General features: G+C 40.2%; 18 protein-coding genes, 2 tRNA genes and 1 rRNA gene. 6 read left to right on the forward strand and 15 right to left on the reverse strand.

The window, feature by feature from the left end:
• Positions 1 to 152: 152 nt before the first annotated feature.
• The 3 genes from FD725_RS14175 to FD725_RS14185 all read right to left on the reverse strand — a co-directional run bounded on the left by FD725_RS14175 (position 153) and on the right by FD725_RS14185 (position 2013).
• Positions 153 to 225, reverse strand: a tRNA-Ala gene (locus FD725_RS14175).
• Positions 226 to 311: 86 nt separating this feature from the next.
• Positions 312 to 385, reverse strand: a tRNA-Ile gene (locus tag FD725_RS14180).
• Between the two features lie 137 nt (positions 386 to 522).
• Positions 523 to 2013: ribosomal RNA gene (locus FD725_RS14185) — 16S ribosomal RNA — on the reverse strand.
• A gap of 249 nt (positions 2014 to 2262) precedes the next feature.
• On the opposite strand from FD725_RS14185, the gene nadC reads away from it, so the two are divergent.
• Both nadC and rnhA read left to right on the forward strand, forming a co-directional pair.
• Positions 2263 to 3180, forward strand: a complete 918-nt coding sequence (gene nadC / locus FD725_RS14190) for a carboxylating nicotinate-nucleotide diphosphorylase (RefSeq protein ID WP_179048715.1) — start codon at positions 2263 to 2265, stop codon at positions 3178 to 3180.
• Positions 3181 to 3256: 76 nt separating this feature from the next.
• Positions 3257 to 4165: a ribonuclease HI gene (gene rnhA, locus FD725_RS14195; protein ID WP_179051541.1), complete on the forward strand. Its 909-nt coding sequence runs from the start codon at positions 3257 to 3259 to the stop codon at positions 4163 to 4165.
• Between the two features lie 65 nt (positions 4166 to 4230).
• Here the strand turns inward: rnhA and cruG are convergent, their stop codons facing one another.
• Positions 4231 to 5427, reverse strand: a complete 1197-nt coding sequence (gene cruG, locus FD725_RS14200) for a 2'-O-glycosyltransferase CruG (RefSeq protein WP_179048716.1) — start codon at positions 5425 to 5427, stop codon at positions 4231 to 4233.
• A 160-nt stretch (positions 5428 to 5587) separates the two neighbouring features.
• Positions 5588 to 6496 carry a gamma-carotene 1'-hydroxylase CruF gene (cruF, locus tag FD725_RS14205; protein WP_179048717.1) on the reverse strand — a complete coding sequence of 303 codons (909 nt, stop codon included), beginning with the start codon at positions 6494 to 6496 and terminating at the stop codon, positions 5588 to 5590.
• Between the two features lie 351 nt (positions 6497 to 6847).
• Between cruF and FD725_RS14210 the strand changes: the two genes are divergently transcribed.
• Entirely contained in the window at positions 6848 to 7237 is a 390-nt protein-coding gene (locus FD725_RS14210; RefSeq protein WP_306296900.1) for a hypothetical protein, read from the forward strand.
• Positions 7238 to 7298: 61 nt separating this feature from the next.
• Here the strand turns inward: FD725_RS14210 and rpmA are convergent, their stop codons facing one another.
• On the reverse strand, positions 7299 to 7577 hold the full coding sequence (gene rpmA, locus FD725_RS14215) for a 50S ribosomal protein L27 (RefSeq protein WP_179048719.1): 279 nt from the start codon (positions 7575 to 7577) through the stop codon (positions 7299 to 7301).
• A 29-nt stretch (positions 7578 to 7606) separates the two neighbouring features.
• Positions 7607 to 7999: a 50S ribosomal protein L21 gene (gene rplU, locus FD725_RS14220; RefSeq protein WP_179048720.1), complete on the reverse strand. Its 393-nt coding sequence runs from the start codon at positions 7997 to 7999 to the stop codon at positions 7607 to 7609.
• Positions 8000 to 8507: 508 nt separating this feature from the next.
• On the opposite strand from rplU, the gene FD725_RS14225 reads away from it, so the two are divergent.
• From FD725_RS14225 to FD725_RS14235, 3 genes are read left to right on the forward strand one after another with little or no spacing between them, the layout of a single operon-like run.
• Positions 8508 to 8786, forward strand: a complete 279-nt coding sequence (locus FD725_RS14225; RefSeq protein WP_256871915.1) for a DUF2281 domain-containing protein — start codon at positions 8508 to 8510, stop codon at positions 8784 to 8786.
• Positions 8783 to 9169, forward strand: coding sequence for a type II toxin-antitoxin system VapC family toxin (locus tag FD725_RS14230; RefSeq protein ID WP_179048721.1), 387 nt, complete (start codon positions 8783 to 8785; stop codon positions 9167 to 9169). The genes FD725_RS14225 and FD725_RS14230 overlap by 4 nt, the downstream gene beginning before the upstream one ends.
• 24 nt (positions 9170 to 9193) lie before the next feature.
• Positions 9194 to 10288 carry a DNA polymerase beta superfamily protein gene (locus tag FD725_RS14235; RefSeq protein ID WP_179048722.1) on the forward strand — a complete coding sequence of 365 codons (1095 nt, stop codon included), beginning with the start codon at positions 9194 to 9196 and terminating at the stop codon, positions 10286 to 10288.
• 12 nt (positions 10289 to 10300) lie between these two features.
• Here the strand turns inward: FD725_RS14235 and FD725_RS14240 are convergent, their stop codons facing one another.
• From FD725_RS14240 to FD725_RS14275, 8 genes are all read right to left on the reverse strand, one after another.
• Positions 10301 to 11230 carry an Npun_R2821/Npun_R2822 family protein gene (locus FD725_RS14240; RefSeq protein ID WP_179048723.1) on the reverse strand — a complete coding sequence of 310 codons (930 nt, stop codon included), beginning with the start codon at positions 11228 to 11230 and terminating at the stop codon, positions 10301 to 10303.
• Between the two features lie 36 nt (positions 11231 to 11266).
• Complete coding sequence (locus FD725_RS14245; protein WP_179048724.1) at positions 11267 to 12112, reverse strand: glycosyltransferase family 2 protein; 846 nt, start codon at positions 12110 to 12112, stop codon at positions 11267 to 11269.
• Between the two features lie 187 nt (positions 12113 to 12299).
• On the reverse strand, positions 12300 to 13298 hold the full coding sequence (locus tag FD725_RS14250) for an Npun_R2821/Npun_R2822 family protein (protein ID WP_179048725.1): 999 nt from the start codon (positions 13296 to 13298) through the stop codon (positions 12300 to 12302).
• Positions 13299 to 13326: 28 nt separating this feature from the next.
• Positions 13327 to 14298, reverse strand: coding sequence for a glycosyltransferase family 10 domain-containing protein (locus FD725_RS14255; RefSeq protein WP_179048726.1), 972 nt, complete (start codon positions 14296 to 14298; stop codon positions 13327 to 13329).
• 30 nt (positions 14299 to 14328) lie between these two features.
• Positions 14329 to 16575 (reverse strand): ATP-binding cassette domain-containing protein, encoded by a 2247-nt coding sequence (locus tag FD725_RS14260; RefSeq protein WP_179048727.1) that lies wholly within the window; start codon positions 16573 to 16575, stop codon positions 14329 to 14331.
• Between the two features lie 176 nt (positions 16576 to 16751).
• Complete coding sequence (locus FD725_RS14265) at positions 16752 to 17903, reverse strand: glycosyltransferase family 4 protein (RefSeq protein WP_179048728.1); 1152 nt, start codon at positions 17901 to 17903, stop codon at positions 16752 to 16754.
• Between the two features lie 4 nt (positions 17904 to 17907).
• Positions 17908 to 18771, reverse strand: a complete 864-nt coding sequence (locus FD725_RS14270) for a glycosyltransferase (protein WP_179048729.1) — start codon at positions 18769 to 18771, stop codon at positions 17908 to 17910.
• A 57-nt stretch (positions 18772 to 18828) separates the two neighbouring features.
• Positions 18829 to 19773, reverse strand: coding sequence for a glycosyltransferase family 4 protein (locus FD725_RS14275; RefSeq protein WP_256871916.1), 945 nt, complete (start codon positions 19771 to 19773; stop codon positions 18829 to 18831).
• Positions 19774 to 19932: the final 159 nt, after the last annotated feature.

Here is a 19932-nt window from a genome sequence, read left to right on the forward strand (position 1 = left end):
AATGTCGTGTCAATGTCTGTTTCTGCCTGCTTTTCGCGTTTTTATGCAGTTTTCAAGGTTCTGGCTAGGTCTTCACCCAGCAGTCTAACAACACTATTGTGTTTCCTAGTTGCTGAATTTTTCCCTCTTTTCTTTTTGCTCTTTTTTCCAGGTGGAGGTTAGCGGACTCGAACCGCTGACATCCTGCTTGCAAAGCAGGCGCTCTACCAACTGAGCTAAACCCCCCAACACAATTCAAAATTCCAAATGCAAAATTCAAAAACAATTTCTTAATTTTGAATTTTGAATTTTTAATTTTGCATTGATTCAGGTGGGCCATCCTGGACTCGAACCAGGAGCCTCACCCTTATCAGGGGTGCGCTCTAACCACCTGAGCTAATAGCCCCAATTCAACCCAAACCCAATCATAGTTTGAAAGCTTTTCTCTACACAACTTTTTCTCTCTGCGCACGACCTTGAGTAGACCATCTTGATGCTTACTTGCTTTTGGCTTTGGCTTCTCAAGTTGGGTAGGTCTCCCTTAAAGGAGGTGATCCAGCCACACCTTCCGGTACGGCTACCTTGTTACGACTTCACCCCAGTCACCAGCACTGCCTTAGGCATCCCCCTCTCCGAAAAGTTGGGGTAATGACTTCGGGCGTTGCCAGCTTCCATGGTGTGACGGGCGGTGTGTACAAGGCCCGGGAACGAATTCACTGCAGTATGCTGACCTGCAATTACTAGCGATTCCTCCTTCACGCAGGCGAGTTGCAGCCTGCGATCTGAACTGAGCTACGGTTTCTTGGATTTGCATCACATCGCTGTGTAGCTGCCCTTTGTCCGTAGCATTGTAGTACGTGTGTAGCCCAAGACGTAAGGGGCATGCTGACTTGACGTCATCCCCACCTTCCTCCGGTTTGTCACCGGCAGTCTCTCTAGAGTGCCCAACTTAATGCTGGCAACTAAAAACGAGGGTTGCGCTCGTTGCGGGACTTAACCCAACATCTCACGACACGAGCTGACGACAGCCATGCACCACCTGTGTTCGTGCTCCCGAAGGCACTTTCTCCTTTCAGAAAAATTCACGACATGTCAAGTCTTGGTAAGGTTCTTCGCGTTGCATCGAATTAAACCACATACTCCACCGCTTGTGCGGGCCCCCCCGTCAATTCCTTTGAGTTTCACACTTGCGTGCGTACTCCCCAGGCGGGATACTTAACGCGTTAGCTCCGGCACGGCTCGGGTCGATACAAGCCACGCCTAGTATCCATCGTTTACGGCTAGGACTACTGGGGTATCTAATCCCATTCGCTCCCCTAGCTTTCGTCCCTCAGTGTCAGTGCAGGCCTAGCAGAACGCTTTCGCCACCGGTGTTCTTCCTGATCTCTACGCATTTCACCGCTACACCAGGAATTCCTTCTGCCCCGAACGCACTCTAGCTTTGTAGTTTCCACTGCTTTTATCTAGTTAAGCTAGACTCTTTAACAGCAGACACACAATGCCACCTGCGGACCCTTTACGCCCAATCATTCCGGATAACGCTTGCATCCTCCGTATTACCGCGGCTGCTGGCACGGAGTTAGCCGATGCTTATTCCTCAAGTACCTTCACTTTCTTATTCCTTGAGAAAAGAGGTTTACGACCCAAGAGCCTTCCTCCCTCACGCGGTATTGCTCCGTCAGGCTTTCGCCCATTGCGGAAAATTCCCCACTGCTGCCTCCCGTAGGAGTCTGGGCCGTGTCTCAGTCCCAGTGTGGCTGGTCATCCTCTCAGACCAGCTACTGATCGTCGCCTTGGTGCGCTCTTACCACACCAACTAGCTAATCAGACGCGAGCTCATTTTCAGGCAGCAAGCCTTTCACCTTTCGGCACATCCGGTATTAGCCACCGTTTCCAGTGGTTGTCCCAGACCTGAATGCAGATTCTCACGCGTTACTCACCCGTCCGCCACTAAATCCTAAGATTCCGTTCGACTTGCATGTGTTAAGCATACCGCCAGCGTTCATCCTGAGCCAGGATCAAACTCTCCGTTTTGAAGCGTTTGTTGCTCTTCTTTGCTGATTCTCACCTCAGCTTGGTGTTTTTTATTTTCTTGACGCAGGGTATTTGTTGTATACTTGCTTTCAAACTATAATATTTTCAAGGTTCGGTCGCCTCCGGAGCGCCGCTTTTTCGCGTCCCTCTTTCAGGCACTTATCCAATATATCTAACCTCCCACCTCCTGTCAACTCTTTTTTTGGAAAAAGTTTTCGCTTTTGGCGATATCACTGTAAAGCTTATGAAATGAGGGTTTTAAGCTATAGTGTTCCTGAAAGTGATGAGGAAAGCAAGAAGGTTGTGATTAATGCTAGTATTTTGCCGCCTTGGATAGTTTTAGATTCTTTATTGCACAGCTGGTTGTTAGAAGATATTGGTAGGGGCGATCGCACTACAAATAGTCTCATAGCTCCAGATACTACTTCAGGAACAGCCAAATGGATTGCCAAAGCACCAGGGATAGTTGCTGGATTACCATTTGCTGCTAGGGTGTTTCAGCTTTTAAATGAGAAAGTTCAGTTTACTCTTACATCTGATGAGGGTGCATTCTGTGAGTCAGGACAGGTAGTTGCAGAAATTCATGGTTCGCTGGATGCTTTATTGATGGGAGAAAGAGTTGCGCTGAATTTGGTGATGGGTTTGAGTGGGATTGCCACGCTCACTAGTATATATGTAGAGCGAATTGCAGACTTGCCTGCTCGCTTGGTGGATACACGGAAAACTACTCCAGGATTGAGATTGTTGCAAAAGTATGCAACGGCTTTAGGTGGTGCAGTTAATCACCGTATGGGATTGGATGATGCAGTAATGATTAAGGATAATCATATTACTGCGGCTGGGGGGATTGACGCAGCTATCATGCAGATACGTTCTCAAATTCCTTATCCTTTGACAATAGAGGTAGAGACGGAAAATATAGAACAGGTGAAGCAAGCTTTAGAGCATCAAGCGGACATTATTATGTTGGATAATATGCCATTGGATATAATGTGTCAGGCAGTGCAGTTGATTCGTCAGCAAGATCGCCGAGTAAAAATTGAAGCTTCTGGAAATGTGACTTTAGAGACGATTCGCGCTGTGGCTGAAACCGGTGTTGATTATATTTCTACTAGTGCGCCGATTACACAGTCGAAGTGGTTGGATTTGAGTATGAAAATTATTTGAGTAGCTTACTATTACTATTGCTTCTTCACTTTTGCCACTAAAGTTTTTGAAGTAACAATGCGGTTTGATATTTTGAATCATGACTCAACCAGTAATTGAAAGCATATATACCGATGGTGCTTGCACAGGTAATCCTGGCCCTGGGGGTTGGGGTGTTGTAGTTTATTTTCATGATGGCTCAGTTCATGAAATGGGTGGTGGGGCTAGTCATACCACGAATAATAAGATGGAGATGCAAGCGGCGATCGCTGCTTTAAAATTCCTTCACGATTCTGGACAACCTCAACCTATTACCCTTTATACCGATAGTGAGTACTTAATCAACTGTGTAACGAAGTGGGTAGCAGGCTGGAAAAAAAAGGGTTGGAAAAAAGCCGACGGTAATCCAGTTCAGAATCAAGACCTTTTGGAAACTTTAGATGAACTGAATACAAAGCAGGTGAATTGGCATCATGTTCGTGGTCATTCTGGTAACGTTGGTAACGAAAGGTGTGATGTGATTGCTCGCTCTTTCGCTAATGGTAAAGTCCCGTCTCTACAGCAACTTCCTACTTTCAATTCTCACAAATCTTTACCTGATCATTACGAAAATCATGTAGCAAAAGTACCTGATTATGTTAAAACCTCTACAATAGTTCACAAAAAAACACAAGAAATCAGTACTTCTGCTTTAAACATCAACACTATGGAACCATCTACCGCACACGCTGCGGCTACAATCGATGAAAAACCGCCAGAAAAGCGGGTTGAACAACTCCGTAACTTAGTAGAAACTCTGCATATTGCCGATGAAATTGCGGAAAAAGGCTACTTAATCACTAGTTCTGAGCTAGCAGATTTAATGGATGTCCATGCCAGCGCCGTCACCAGCCGTGGTGATCAGTGGCGTTGGCGCAACTGGATTGTCTCACGGGTACGCCGTGAAGGTAATCAAATTCTCTGGGAATTGGAACGAGGCGATCGCTTGGGAGGTGAAGATGAGTGAGTGCTGAGTCAAGAGTGCTGAGTTCCGAGTCAACGCACTCAATATTCAGCACTCCATACCCACAACTAGGTACTGTATTTTCTACCCCGCCATTCTCGTGGAGTGCGAAATGCCGATAAAAAGATTCGTAGTACTGCCAAAGGATCGGCTAGAGGAGAAAGCCAAAACAACCAACCACCTTGAGATGTTTTCCGGTCATAAGAAGGTGCGATCGCCAGTAACATGGCAAAGCGAATTACTAGCAAACACAAATTTAATCCCCATAAAATTAGCAAAGGAAGTGTGGGAGGCACAGCCAGAAGAAAATAACCCAATAAGCAACTCAGGGAAATTAATAGAGGTAAACCTTGAACTGCTGAAAGTAACCACAAATCACCCCAGACTTGTGCGCGGGAAGAGGCATCTTTGAGGTCAAGACTACGCCCCCATTCTTTCCAAGTCTCTAATGCCCCCTCATACATTCTGACTTTTAAGACCTTTGCACCATCTAAAAACCCAACTTTAAAACCTTGGGCGGCGATATGGCGTGCTAGGGTCACATCATCACAGAAAGAGTTACTAGCGCTGCTATAACCACCCACAGCAGCCAATACAGAACGACGACATAAAAAGCACTGCCCATTCGCCATGACCCTTTCTGGCTGTTCTGTGGTGATGCCGGCTGGGTCAAATCGGTAAAGGAGCGTCATGAGTAAGGCGGGTTGCAGCCAACATTCTCCGGGATACTTGAGGAGGAACTGGGGTGAGAGCGACACCATATCGTATCCTTTTGCTTGGGCTGTTTTGACTAAACTAGCAACTAAGCCGGGATGGGGTTGAGTGTCTGCATCCATCCCTAAAAACCATTGACTATCTTCTGAACTGTGTAAAAAGCCGTTATGCAAAGCCCAAGGTCGCCCTACCCAATTGGTTGGTAAAGGGTCATCGTTGATCAAGCGAAAGCGGGGGTCTTGCTGCTGTGCCGCTTTTACCAAGTCGGGAGTCCCATCTTGAGATTTACTATCTACAACAATTACTTCTCGAACTTCGTAGCTTTGCTTACTCAATCCTGCCAACAGAGGACTGATGCGAAGGGCTTCATTCAGTGTGGGGACAACAACACTAACACTACCTAAAAGCTCTGGTGTTGGCTGTTGGGGTTGAATTGGCGGTAAGCGTCTTGGCCCTTTAAACAACCGAGATAGGAGAATTGCTGTTGCTGGCAACTGGAGCAGTAATAACAAAAGCGACAAGGCGCTTTCTATGGTCAGAATATTATGCAATTTGAAATCGCTACTATAACAAAGGTGAGTATTTAGTGCTGAGTCACCGAAGTTTGCCTGGAGGGAAACCCTCCTTGCAACTTCTCGCTGAGTGCTGAGTGAAAAATCTAACTTAGCACTCGTTACTCATTACTTGGCTCTGAAGTTTTGTAATTCCCGCCTACTTTAGCGCGACTTTAACACTGGCTATAGAGACTTCATTAGTTGCTGGCTCAACGGTAATTGGGGTTTGTACAGTGTGGCTTTTCCACCACAATACTAAAGCTGGAGCTACGCCTAGCACTAAACCTAACAATACAGGGATAGAAAAACCTGCTGCCAAGCTCATGACAGTTGCAAAGCCAAAGTTGCTTAAATAAACGGCTAAGGGTACATTGAGTTGCGATCGCTCAAATGTAATGGGATGATTTCTCCATAAAAAAGCGGCTACTGTCATGAACACTGAGCCTGTACCCATCCAACCAACAAAGTTTTGATAGGGCATACCAAAAAAGGCTCCTGGTTGTTGCCAATACCAAAAAGGCAGAGAAGTTTGGCTCATAGCTGGATCAAGTACAAAATCCCAGGAGGTGAGTAGCAAAGCACCCAAGCCAATTGCACCTGCATGACGCAACAAGCTAGGTTTTTTATCTACATCTAAACCAGCACGTCCTAACAGGTAAGCTGCACATCCCACATAAAACCATGACAAAGGAATCGTGAACGGCACTAAACCAGCAATTTTATAACCCAAACCACTTAAATAACTGTAATGACCAAAAGGAAAGCCTGTGCTAGTTCCCAATAGTTCACTGGTTAAAGAGATCAATACCGCAGGCAGCATAAAGCCTAGAGCTAGACCTAAACCCAATGTCCGCAGAGCGTATAAAAATACGGCGGCTGCACCCAAAATCATGTAAACTACACCACCACCAGCCATGCTCCATTGCATAGCTGTTTGTCCTATCTCAGATAGATGAAAAAGTACTTCAGCATTAGGTACAACAAGTAGTATGCCTACCAAGCCAAACACCATTGATACGATATGACCAATCAGGCATACACGTTCAGCAATAACAAGTTGTTTCATGACGATCCCTTAGACACGATGCGATACGTAGATACTCAGTTGCTAATAGTTTACAAATATTTACTAAAATATTTAACTAGTTTTTACCCTAATTCTCTGCAAAATTGTCTAAACTTTTTTTGCTAGAGAGTATCAGCCTATTGATTGCATGAAAAAAAATAGGATGATAAGTTTATAGTCTAAGTCATTGGTGTAAAAATCTATCAGGGTACGTTAAACTTTTTGTGGGATTACATCGTGGCTGGCCATTCAATCCGCTAATGCCCATCAAAACCCTTATCTACTGTGAATAAAGTTCCTTGGATAGCTTTAGCCCTGTTAATACTTAGCTACAGTACTCTGGGATGGGTATTGTCTGAATCACAAGCCCCTTGGTTTGCTTGGATTGTAATTATACTGACTATATTACTGTTAGTGGGGATGTTGGCTGCTCCTTATTCAACAATAGCTAGGTATTCTAGCGTTTTTTTAAGTTCAAACACCAGGGCTTTTTTGGTAACTATGCTGGGAGCATTTTTATTGTTTATAGTGCTTGCCTGGTTTCGAGTCTTTCTTGATATTTTATTAGTGATTGCTGCTGGGATTTTGGCCAGAATTGATTTCCAGTCCGTTGGCTGGAAAACTAGACAAGCTTTCGTAGCTACGTCTATTTTTTCAATTGCTGGGATAGGATTAGGAGCTTTTACTTATGACCTGTTAAAGCAGCATCTGATATGGCAATTAATCCCTCTGAGATTTTAGTAATAAATTCTATGAAAAACTTAACTAAGTTTACTGAGGATGGGCATTGCCCATCCTTTTTTTAGCTAGCAACTGGTTCTGCTGCCACTACTGGGTAAACACTGACTTTTTTCCGAGTTTTACCTTTTCTTTCAAAAGTAACTACACCATCAACCAACGCAAATAAAGTGTCATCTTTGCCAATACCAACGTTGTTACCAGGATGAACCTTGGTTCCACGTTGACGGATGAGAATATTGCCTGCACGCACTACTTGCCCACCGTAACGTTTCACACCCAGGCGTTGAGCATTAGAATCACGACCGTTGCGTGTACTACCTGTTCCTTTCTTATGAGCCATAACTTCCTTATGATTGCTTATTTCTTCTATTATTCAGCAACTTCTACATCTGAGGTACTATCAACGACAGGAGTTTCAGCAGTTGCACTGGCTGTGAGTACTGTACCGTTAAAGTTGATGGAATCAATTAAAAGTCTGGTGATTTCCTGGCGATGTCCCCGTTTTTTGCGGGTTTTCTTTTTCGGTTTCATTTTGTAAACCAGGACTTTGCGGCCTCTTAAATGCCGCAACACTGTTCCTTCTACTGTTGCACCTGTGACTAACGGTTGTCCGATAGTAACTTCACCGTCATTCTGCACTAGTAATACTGAATTGATTGTAACTTTTTCGTCTGGTTGAGCAGAGAGTAGTTCGATATCGTAAAAACGACCAGGCTCAACTCTTATTTGTTTGCCACCAGTCTCAATAATTGCGTAAGCCATGAAATTATCCTTGAGGTTGCCGTACAGGTAGCTGGGTGAATCTCTTGTAAAAGATGCGGTTTGACGCTTTTACCAGCTTTTTTTAGTATGTCTACCTGATCCGAGCGAGAATTAGACAGACAATCTAAAATTTTATTTCATCAATTGCTGTTCAGTCAATATTAAATTGGTCTTTTTTGCATCATTGGCTAAAAAATTTAAAAATCCAGAGTTTCTCAATTAATTTCGCCGGAATTTTCCGAAATCTCAAAAGTGCTGGATGTAGTTAATAGGGACACAGAACAGCACCAACAAATCTGAGTAATGGATCTCCTTGCTCAGATTTTCTCTTTAAATTACCTAAGAAGATAGGGACTAGACGCTAGAGAAAAGAAGTTTTTATTTTTAGGTATATTTTTTTGGTGATTAGCTGATGAACAAGTTTTTACTAGCTTAAGTTGCTCTCCACGCTATCTAGCCAAGTCTATTGCAAATCTATTGTAGGTGCTGGCTGAGGTAGAAAAGTAAAATGGAAGTATGCCACTCAACGGGAGAAAATAAGATGACAGCCCAAGTTATCGATACGAGTACAGAATTAATCGCCAAGCTACAAACTCTACCAGCAGAACAGCAGCAGCAGGTGTTAGATTTTGTCGAATTTTTAGTTCAAAAATATGTTCAAGCGCAACAACCTCAACAACCACCTGAGAAACGTGTACCAGACTTAAACCGAGGAGAAATTTGGATGAGTGATGATTTTAACGATCCTTTACCGGATGAATTTTGGTTGGGAGAGGGTGAAGTATGAGATTTTTATTAGATACTCATGTACTTATTTGGTGGTCATCAAGTTCAGAAAAACTGTCTGCTAATGTTTATAACTTAATTAATGACACTAGCAATACGCTTGTGTTTAGTATTGCTAGTGTTTGGGAAATGCAAATAAAATTGCAAGCGGGTAAGCTAAATTTGAGTTCACCACTGCCGACTTTGCTGGAAACGCAAAAGCAAGTGAATAATCTACAGCTTTTACCGATTGAATTATCACATATTTACGCTTTAGACGGTTTACCAAACCATCACCGCGACCCTTTTGATAGGATTCTAATAGCCCAGTCAATAGTTGAAAAAATAACTTTGTTAAGTATAGATGCCGTTTTTGATATCTATCCAGTGCAAAGGATATGGTAAACAGTGACAATTTCATTAAATAATATGAAAAGAATAGACGTTGAGCAAAGAACAATTTTGGTAGGCTTGGCAGGTAGCCACGGTTATGGGTTAAATCGTCCTGATTCTGATTTAGATTTTCGGGGTGTGTTTATTGCACCGAAGAGATATTATTTGGGATTTGATCATGTAGAACAAAAAGATGCTGGTTGGGATGAACCGGGACTGTTTTCTTTTTTGGATGGGAATAAGGACACAGTTATCTATGAATTAAAGAAAATTCTCCAGTTGTTATCGGGGGCTAATCCTAATGTTCTAGAATTGCTATGGTTAAATGATTATCCTGTTTTAACGAATGTGGGACAGTATTTAATCCAACATAGGAAATTATTTTTAAGTAAGAAAGTTAAACATACTTATTCTGGTTATGCCTTTGCTCAAATTAAAAAGATGGAAACTCACCGTAAGTGGTTATTAAATCCACCAGAAAAGAAACCATTACCGTCTGATTTTGGCATAGAAGATGAGCCACCACTAATTAAAGATGATTTAAATGCTTTTTTGGAGTATCTTTATATTTTAATTAGAGGTAGGATTGAATTTTTAGAAGAGGCAGAACAATTATATAAATTACTCACGGCCGATATTGATTTTAAAGGTGTGTTAAAACAATATACTTTACCCGAAGAAACTTTGGAGTATACTCAAAAGTTAACAAATAGCCGTAAAGATTTTATTCGCTTGCTACAAAAAAGCCAGAATTACCAGATAGCTTTAAGAGAGTGGAAATCATATCTCACATGGCAAGAAAATCGGAATCCAGCTAGGGCGGAGATGGAGAAAAAATCTGGTTTTGACTTGAAGCATGGAATGCACTGCATTCGATTGTTACGCAGTGGGTTAGAAATATTGCAGACTGGAGAAATAACTGTAGACAGAAGAATAGCGGGTGATGCTGATAATTTAAAAGCTATCCTCAAGGGGGAATATTCTTATCAAGAGGTGATGCAGATGGCAAATGATTTAGTTACTCAAATGGATACTGTTTATGAACAATCACCTCTGCCGCACAAACCGGATGTAAAACAAATAAATGATTTATGTATGGAATTGGTGGAAATGCAGGGTTGGGGTGATTAGTAATTTGTGAATTCAATTAGTTTTGAGTTGTCGTAATTGATTTTTAATACTATTTATTGCTTTTTGCCATTGATTTTGTTTTACAGGTGTGGGTATAACTGCGGCTGGTAAAGCAGGATTAAGATGTCGATAATAATCCCAAATTTCCCAATAGGGACAACCTGGTTGAATGCGGATACCAGCCCAGTGGAGATATTGCAGGGGTTGATTAACTGTAGGATCAAATAAGAGATGATTTTCGGCTTGAAAATGGGGTGAACCTGCCCAATTTCCTGGTGCTTTGCCTTCTCGTCGGACAATATTGAAGCGCCGGGGAATGCGCTTGAGCAACATATAGTTGATAATGGGTTGATCAGATGTTTTTTCAGAAAAGTCGAAATATTCAGGATGGGCTGCGCTTTCAGCAAAACTGGCAAATAAATCATCAACGGAAATTAAATTTTTCTTGGAACCCCAGAAACCACCGTTAAAAATATCTTGAATTTCGTTTTCATTAAAAACTTTGTCTTCTAAGACTTGGGGAGAAAAGACGTTTTTAATACCTCCTAAATGTTGATAATCGCAATAAATAAAATCTGCATTAGCTAGATAGTTGAGATTATCGATGATTTTCTCAAAGACAACAATATCGGTATCAATATACAAAAACTCGTCAAATGGGCCAAACCAACAGGCTTGTTTACGAAACTGATTAGGACGAGCAAAAAATTGTGTCCCGAAGGTTTCATGTAATTTGTGGGAAAGATAATCGATAAATTCTAAATCTTCGTAGACTTGAACACCATAATATTGTTTAAGGGTATCAGCTATATGATGGTAGTTTTCATCATAGGGAATCATGACAATTGGGGTGTCAGTGTCATGCAAGCGGATACTATTGAGTAGAGCGATCGCTTGATCTGTTACCTTGTCATTAGCGATAATATATATGCCTCGTGTCATCTGCTGTATAACCTTAATTATTAATTGGTTAATATTCTAGGAATTGACTTGCTGATATTTGGATATATTGTCATACACCCAGGCGTTGATTTTTTTACGTAAATCTTTATTACGGTTTTTGAGATTTAGCTGAAATACTAGTTTGAGTAGAGGATGGCGCAAGAATTTATCTAAGCGGAGATTCCACAGATCACTATTACATTTTAATTCAGGATAATCTTGATAAAATTGCTGCCAATCATTACGGGCATCTACGTTAGTTCCATGACGCAATGTTAATCGTCCATAGTGATGAACGTAACTGCTGACCATTACTACTTCTAAACCCATTGATTGCAGTTTGATGCTTGTATCAATATCGTTAAAGTTACCAGAATAACGTGTTGATAAGCCGCCAATTTTAGTAAATACTTCTTTAGGAAAAACATTGAGGTTATAGCTCATGATGGGAGCATAACAACTAAATTTTTGTGAACTATGGGATGTTCTTTGCATGGGTAAGTCGCATCTTGATAGATAGGGAATTAAACAACCGATTTGCAAATCTTGATGTTCATCAATAAATTGTTTAAATCCTGTGAAGGTATCAGGAAAAACATAGATATCAGATGCCATTGTGACTATCCAATCTTCCGATAAAAAATTTACTCCATAGTTGTATGCTTCGGCAAAAGACATGGAATGTCCAGAATGTTGATATTTCACATCAATGGATTCACAATAGGTTTGAAATTCATTATCTACTGTGTCTGAACCATCTACCAATACGACTGAATTCACTTCTGGACAGTTTTTTAAAAGTGATACAGCAAACTTAGCTGATTGTTTAACTGAAGGTGGATGATCAGCTTTCGCAAAGTAATTAACAGCAACTCCAAACATAAGTATTTTTGTTTCCAAGAATAATGGGTAATGTAAAAATCTATTCACTGATATAGGACTAGTATTTGATTATTGAAAAAAATCAGTACTAGTGGAGGAACTTCTTACCTATTGCCTATTGCCTATTCCCTATTGCCTACCTACGCAAACTATTTCAGTAATCAAATCGGATTCCTATAGTCAGGTTTTATACTTTTAATCCTAACTTTTTAAAAATCCTGGTAGCTAAATTGGGAGTAACTTTGTAGGGTTTAGATTTAGTTGTAAACTGAGGTCTTTTTTCTGGTTCATGGAGATAACGGTAATGTAAAAAAAGCTCACGATAGGGAAAATCGATGTTTTCTCCATCGCAAACACTGTTGAATAGCCTAGATTTTAAACCGATATAATGTAGATAAGTTATTTGATTTCCCCGATCATAAAGCAGGTTATTTCTGGTTTGAAAATGTGGGGAAGTAACACAACAACCAGTGACTTCTGTCTTAGGCAGATGCCGAGCGAAATTATAGCTGGATATGCCTGAACGCATGACCATGTAGTTGAGAATTGTTTGGTCAGGAGCGTTCATATATAATATTTCTGCTTCACCTTGTTCTAGACAAGATAATAGATAATTCCGGCGTTCCTCATCAAAAACTCCGCGTTTACTACCATACAAACCTGCACAAAATATTTCACTTTCTAAACGCTGTTGGGGAAAAATATTCAGTAAGTTGGTAGAGTTGGCGTTATATACATGACTGAGGTCTTTATATTGAAAGTCATAGACAACAAAGTCATGACTATTTAATTGTTGAAAGATGTAATCTAGAGAATTGAGAATCAGAATATCGGCATCTAAGTAGATAAATTTGTCAAATATGCCATCAAAACCACAGAATCTTCTGTGCATTCCTAAGCGATAAACTTTTGGAATCCCGTCCTCTTGCCAATGTTGCCAAGCATAGGGATGAGTTTGCCAAACTTTTGTCGAGAAATCTTCCCAAATTGTAATAGCTTTGGTGTCTGTAAATAGCTCTACGTTATCTCTATGTTGGATTTCTTCTTTGACTAATTCTAAACGGTCATCATAGGGGATGATACAAATTGGAAAGTTTTTTCCAGCATTGACTTCAATACTATTGAGTAATGCGACTAATTGGTGATAAACTACGTCATTAGCAAGTATGTAAATACCATCGACCATTGGTAAAATCCTCTAATATATTGATCAATTAAGTATGGTTTTTGGTGTAATTCGAGAGCCATTCTAGAAGGTTTAATTTGTGTAATATAATTTGTCTAGCTTCGGCGATCGCTTCTTTGGCTTCATACCAAGCATCAGGGGTTGCTGTCACTTCACGGATGTAAGCTAACCCTTTTTCATCTAAACTAGGTAATCGCAAAAAACTTCCTGGTGGTAACAATTTATCTGCTGCTGGCCCCCCATAATAAATGGGTAAACACCAAGCCAATAAAGCATCCCACAATTTTTCGCTAACATACCAACTATTATCAGCATAGTTTTCAATAGCTAAGTTGTAATAATAAGGAGCGATCGCATACCATTTATTACCAATTTGTCCCTTACCATTGGCCCAATCTGGTAAGTCTCGACCATACAAATCAAAGTCTAATTCATGATTGCGTAAAAGTCTTAAAAAGTCTAAGCGTTGGCGATGATTGGCTGTGCGATCAATCCCAGATGTAATCCAACTGCAAACACGGGTTTTTGGCGGTGATGGTAAATCATTTAAATCTCGAAATGAGTTAGCAACATACCAAATAGCAGGCATATAATCTGGTTGGGGTGCAAAGTCATCTGGCCCGGAAATATAACCACAATATGCTTCCGCTTCCCGATAAAATCGCTTGTTCGCCTCCACAATTTCTGTTAAAGGTGGTTCTCTTAAGAGATAGATGACACGCTCTTTTGGTACACCCCGGAGTTTAGTTTTGATGGTTTCTATGGCTTGATGGTAACTTTTTTCGGCTTTTTGATTATTCACCCACCAAGGTTGTTTTTGTGGCTGTTTGGGAAAACTGGTGTAGTTATACATCAGTAAAAAGTCGGGTTTGGGGTGGGTGCAGTGAATTTGCATATTTCCCCAAATACCAAAGGGATGGGGGGTTTGTTGCCACATCCAATCTTGTCTTTGATCAAGATTGGGATAGCTACTCATCATACCAACTGTTTTTATAGTCATTTTCCTCTGGATGATTTTGGGATAATTTTTCTAAAGAGCAATTACATCTTCAATTCTTTTTAATTTATCGATTAAGTATGTAGTAGATTCATAGGAATCAGCAATTAATTGAATTTCTTCTTGGGGATTTTCGACTAAGTTATCTGCCAAAGACTTGAGAGAACCTAGTATAGGGTTAAGACACTGGCGGAATTCTTCAGAGATGTATTCAAATTCTTGATTTTGATTCATCTCACTATTTTTAGTATCACCTAGAGCAAAACCATTTGCTTCTTTTTGCAGATGATTAACATCATCTAAAACATCAATTGTGTTGAGAATTCTAAAAGCTGAGATATAAGCTTGTTCAATTAATTGTTTGCGATCGTGAGAATTATCTGCCAGATCATCTACCAGTAATCGCAGTAATCCCAGCATGGAATTGAGGCGTGTGCGAATTTCGTGAGAAATCCGGACTAAACTTTGATGTTGTTTGGTAGAAGCTTTAGGATGATCACTAAACTGCATGGCGTAGAGGCGAGAGTAGTAACCACCTTTGAGTAACAGTTCCTCATGGGTTCCTACTTCCACCACAGAACCTTGTTCTAGTACAGCGATTTGGTTAGCTTTTTGGACTGTAGAGAGACGGTGGGCAATAACTAAGGTAGTGCGATCGCGGCTGAGGTCATCAAGTGCTGATTGTACCAAACGTTCTGATACAGTATCTAAGGCACTGGTGGCTTCATCTAAAATCAGAATTTCGGGATTTTGTAGCAATGCGCGGGCAATGGCTAATCTTTGTCTTTGTCCACCGGATAACATCACACCGCGATCGCCAATCAGAGTGTCAAATCCATGAGACAATTTACTGATAAATTCATAAGCATTGGCTCTTTTGGCTGCTGTGATCACTTCGTCTTCTGTAGCATCTTGTTTCCCGTAAGCAATGTTAGTCCGCACCGATTCGTTGAACAAGAAAGTATCTTGACTGACAATTCCCATCTTCTGACGCAGGGATTTAATATCAAAGTCCCGCAAATCTGTATTATCGATAGTAATACTGCCTGATATGGGGTCATAAAATCTGGGGAGTAAATCTGCCAGCGTGGATTTACCAGCACCGGAACCACCGACTAAAGCCAAGGTTGTCCCACGGGGTAAAAATAAATTCACATCCTTGAGGACTAACTTATCATGGCCTGGATAGTTGAAGGACAAGGAATTAAAATGTATTCCCTGTTCAAATCTTGTGTAAGTAATCTTGCCATTTTGCATAAACGGCTTATTATCACGACGCAAAAAATCAGTGACAATATTCACACTAGGCGCATTGTTAGCAAAACTACTCCGCAGACCATTTAACTGAGAGACTAGCGGTAATAGTCGCAAGAGAATTAATAAATATGTCAGTAAGACTGTAGAAAGAGAAGAAATTTCATTAGCAAAGAAAGTTTTACTCAGGTAAACGATCGCAATCAAAGCGGTAATTCCCATCACTTCACTGATAGGTCCAATCGCTTGGGAATTTACCTGAGATTCAAAATCTGCCTTTTCGCGATCGCGGATTAATTTGCGAATTTTTTCATACTCTTTATTTTCGTTTCCTGTCGCTTTGACAAGACGAATACCGTTCAAAGTTTCCAACACAGCAATTGAGTAAACCCTAGACATATCACTCAACTGTTGCCCAAACTTTTTAGAACGAGAAATCGCATATTGATTAGTTAAGGTGACAAAAAACAATAACACAGAGGAAGCTACAGTTAACTGCCAAGAAATTGACAGTAATAAGCCAGTAAAAACTAAAATTGTAATAACTGTAATAACTACTTTGATGACATTACTAATCGAACCTGCTGCACGACCAATTTCTCCCCCCAGACTATTGAATAAATCACCCACTCTCATCTTGGCATAGTAATCTAAGTCAACCTCCAACAATGACCTCAGTCCAGCTTCCCGGATATCTGATGTCAGTTTTCTGGTAAATGAACTAGATGTTAAAGCACTGGTGTAAGAGGCTAAATTTTTGAGAATAATTGTTAAGACGATCGCTCCAGACATCACCCCTATGCGGTAATTTTCTGGGACATGATCAAAGGGAGACATGATTGATTTGAGTATGGGAGGAGCATCAGTTAAGTCAACTTCTTGTCCAACTATTTTTAAAATAATTGGGACAATCAATGCCGTGCTGACACCATTGAATAAAGCCCCAGAAAATCCCAACACTATCGTCAATAAAATCCAGCCTGGGTAAGGTTTAGCAAATCTTAATAATAGTTTCCTGGTAGACATTTGTTTTTATGACAATTAGTTAATGGTGAATTTGGTTTATTGCGGCATTTGCAAGGCTGATAACTAATAAAACTTGAGTAAGTTGGCGCATGGTTCTAAGTAAACTAAAATCCTGATGTTTTTAAAATCTGTGCATTTATTTTTATTCCTCGGATAAATTTCCTAAAAGTGAAGCATTATAACTGAGCAATTAAAGATTGGAGTGTGGTAGCCATTGCCCCTAAACTATATTTTTCTACACATTTCTCTCTAGCTTTAACACCACGCTCATTTGCTACATCGAGATTCTCGAAGATTAGCTGAATTTGCTCTGCAATCTGTTCTGGACAACCAGGGTTAACTAAATAACCAGTTTCACCTAAAATTTCTGTAATATCTCCTACGCGAGTTGATATTACAGGTTTAGCCATTGACATCCCATCTGTCAACTTTAAAGGAAATTGCGCGCGGGAAGTCAATGTATCTCGTTGGGGAACTACAACCACATGAGCTGCTGCTACAATCTCTGGCATCGATTCTACTGGACACTTGGGTAACTTAATTATCCACCGTCCCCATTTTTGCATCAGTTGCTCGTCGTAATCATCGTAAGGACTACCACCGACAATCACTAGTCTCAAATCTGGCTGATTCAATAAATCCAAAGCCATTAACACATCTTCTACCCCTTTATGAGGTCTAGGTGCGCCAGGAAACATTAAAACTCGATATTGAGCTAAACCATAACGCTCTCTACTGACTTGTGGGTTATACTTACTGGGGTCAAACATCTCCGTATCTTTGCCATTGGGTACGTAAACCCCGCCAAAGCGTTTTTGCAGGAATTCAGTATCTACTGTCACGGCATCAGCTTGTGGTACTAATTTTTCCATCCACTGAAGATACAGGGGATAGTCAGGAAATCGTAAAGCCCCATTTTGTTTGAAAATATCACGATACAATTGCTTAAAACTAGGACGATATTTCCATTGATCACCACCATGCCAACTGAGTTCCCAATCATCCATGTCTAATATCAAAGGACGGCGATGATTAAATTTCTTGAGTAATGACACCCCAAAACTCGTTGGCTTAGGTTTGACTGCATAGATAATATCGCCGTCTAATTGTCGCAAAAGTTTTTGAGCCGAGCCAATAAAGTCAGGATAATTTGTTCCTGGGACAGAAATAACTTTAATTCCCGATGGGGGAATAGCATACAATTCTTTGCCGTAGATAAAGCCGAGAATTTCTACTTGATAATTGAGAAATTGTAAAATCTGAGCCAGCAAAAAAGCTCTAACGCTACCTCCACCCGATAAATCACTCACAACTAATGAGACTTTCATATTTTTAAATAAAATTTTCTATTAAGGGTAAAAAGGAAATTGTACTCGCTAAAGGTTTTTGCTGAAGAATCGATAAATCTTTTTTAATTTGTTCTACTTTACTACCACTTCCTCTATGTCCTTTACCTGTGTAATGGATAATATAGCTGTGGAAGCGATGCTGGACAGACTTTCTGCCTTGTTGATAGACAATATATTTGGCCGTTTGATTTTTCTGCTGCTGATACTGCTGATAACTAGGATAAATTGCACTAAGTAGCTGATTAGTGAGTTTCAATAACTGATTAATTCTGCGTCCAAATCTGGCTAGAGAATTTTTGACATCAGTTGTATGATTAAATTTGTAGCCAATATTGTGAATAGGTATGTTGAGTTTTTGGATAGTATAATTTAAGAGAGTTTGGTCATAAAAAGAGCCTGTTTCTTGCGACCATTCTAAGAGTCCGTGTTGATCACTGAAAATTTCTTGATGACACTTAGAAACAACCATAACTCCAGCATTAAAATAGGTTCTTTTCCACCCTATATTGCCCAACTTATCCTGAATATTGTTAATAGCTCCATCATGGAAATAAGTATAATCACTGACCAAAAAGGCTCCAAACTTATCTTCAGGAACTAACTTAAATAAATCTGGACATTCTGGTTTTACAATAATATCAGTATCGATATAAATCAGGCGATCGTATTTCTCCAACATTTCATAGATTTGAAACTTCTCAAAGTTATAGTTCCCTAAATTCATCTTAAATTCAGAGATGACTATAAAATCTGCACCTATTTTATCTGCATAAGCTTTTAGAAGTGGATGAGTAACTTGACCCAGACGGAATTCGTCTCCAGTACAAAGCGTTACTAAGGCTTTCATTACTCGCTCTCCATTGATTTGAGACACTAAAAGTAACTAATATCATAAAGTTTACTCTTATAACAACTCTTGTACTGAGCGAGAAAAGTTTTCCCAACTTAAATTTTCTACAGTTTTTCTCACATTGGCTGGCACTTGAAATGCTTGTTCAATCAAATCGCAGATTACCTCAATAGAACTATCCACATCAAAGATAAAGCCGTTTTCTCCATGAACTATCAAATCAGGAGCAAAGCCAGTATTGCTGGCGACTGGCACTATATTACACATCATGGATTCAATTAACGGGATGGGGCCTCCTTCGAGTTTGGCAGTAGAAACAAAGACATCCATTTTGGCATAGTGTTGGGGATACTCAGTGTAGGGAGCTTCAATATAAGAAAAGTTTGGTAGAGCCTGCATTTCGGTGAATCGATCATAATTTTTCCACCCCTTACCCAAGAGAATAAATTGACGCGATCGCATTCTCTTGATAATATTCAGTATTCGCTCTGGTTCCTTGCGATAATAAAAAGCTGTACAAAAGCCTACCGCACCATTTGAGCGTTCATGAGGTTGAAAAAGCTGCGGATCAGCTGCACCTAAGATATAAGTTACTTTTTGAGATTTCAATCCTTGGGAAACCAAAAGCCTAGCAAATTGTGAACAAGCACATATCACCTTAGTAGCTCGATTCAGTACATAAATAAGTTCATCATTACTAATACCCATATCGTTACGGGGATGAGTATGCCAGACTAAGATTTTACTGCCCCAAATAGAAGGGTTAAGCTGCAAGCAAATTGGTAAAAAAGAATAGTGAGCAAAAAAATAAGCTTTTGCTGGTGGTAAAGCAGATTTAGAATAATGGAAGCAATACTTCCCAGGGAAAAATGCAGCAATTTCTCTACATATCGCTTCTAAGATCCAGCCTTTAGCTAAATCTAATACGATAAACACTAAGTCATATTCTTCTATCTTATTTCCTGGGGATAACTGACTTGGCAATAATTTATTCGTCAAAAATTTCCCATAAGAAATAGTATATGGAACAAGATGAGCTGGCTTCGCAACAACAGCTTGTAATTTGTTTTTAATAACCTTCAGCTTTTTTTTTAATAAAAACCGACCCATATTTCTCACCCAGTAAATTAAATTTTCCCGATTTTTTGAGCAAACCTG

The organism is Nostoc sp. TCL26-01 (genome assembly GCF_013393945.1).
Classification (GTDB): domain Bacteria; phylum Cyanobacteriota; class Cyanobacteriia; order Cyanobacteriales; family Nostocaceae; genus Trichormus.

What these genes read in the sequence shown, in the direction of transcription:
- nadC (WP_179048715.1), top strand. Translation starts at nt 2,263, where the DNA reads ATGAGGGTTTTAAGCTATAGTGTTCCTGAAAGTGATGAGGAAAGCAAG.
- FD725_RS14250 (WP_179048725.1), bottom strand. Translation starts at nt 13,298, where the DNA reads ATGGTCGATGGTATTTACATACTTGCTAATGACGTAGTTTATCACCAA.
- FD725_RS14245 (WP_179048724.1), bottom strand. Translation starts at nt 12,112, where the DNA reads ATGTTTGGAGTTGCTGTTAATTACTTTGCGAAAGCTGATCATCCACCT.
- FD725_RS14260 (WP_179048727.1), bottom strand. Translation starts at nt 16,575, where the DNA reads ATGTCTACCAGGAAACTATTATTAAGATTTGCTAAACCTTACCCAGGC.
- FD725_RS14270 (WP_179048729.1), bottom strand. Translation starts at nt 18,771, where the DNA reads ATGAAAGCCTTAGTAACGCTTTGTACTGGAGACGAATTCCGTCTGGGT.
- rpmA (WP_179048719.1), bottom strand. Translation starts at nt 7,577, where the DNA reads ATGGCTCATAAGAAAGGAACAGGTAGTACACGCAACGGTCGTGATTCT.
- FD725_RS14240 (WP_179048723.1), bottom strand. Translation starts at nt 11,230, where the DNA reads ATGACACGAGGCATATATATTATCGCTAATGACAAGGTAACAGATCAA.
- FD725_RS14255 (WP_179048726.1), bottom strand. Translation starts at nt 14,298, where the DNA reads ATGACTATAAAAACAGTTGGTATGATGAGTAGCTATCCCAATCTTGAT.
- rplU (WP_179048720.1), bottom strand. Translation starts at nt 7,999, where the DNA reads ATGGCTTACGCAATTATTGAGACTGGTGGCAAACAAATAAGAGTTGAG.
- FD725_RS14265 (WP_179048728.1), bottom strand. Translation starts at nt 17,903, where the DNA reads ATGAAAGTCTCATTAGTTGTGAGTGATTTATCGGGTGGAGGTAGCGTT.
- cruF (WP_179048717.1), bottom strand. Translation starts at nt 6,496, where the DNA reads ATGAAACAACTTGTTATTGCTGAACGTGTATGCCTGATTGGTCATATC.
- FD725_RS14225 (WP_256871915.1), top strand. Translation starts at nt 8,508, where the DNA reads ATGGAAGTATGCCACTCAACGGGAGAAAATAAGATGACAGCCCAAGTT.
- FD725_RS14235 (WP_179048722.1), top strand. Translation starts at nt 9,194, where the DNA reads ATGAAAAGAATAGACGTTGAGCAAAGAACAATTTTGGTAGGCTTGGCA.
- FD725_RS14230 (WP_179048721.1), top strand. Translation starts at nt 8,783, where the DNA reads ATGAGATTTTTATTAGATACTCATGTACTTATTTGGTGGTCATCAAGT.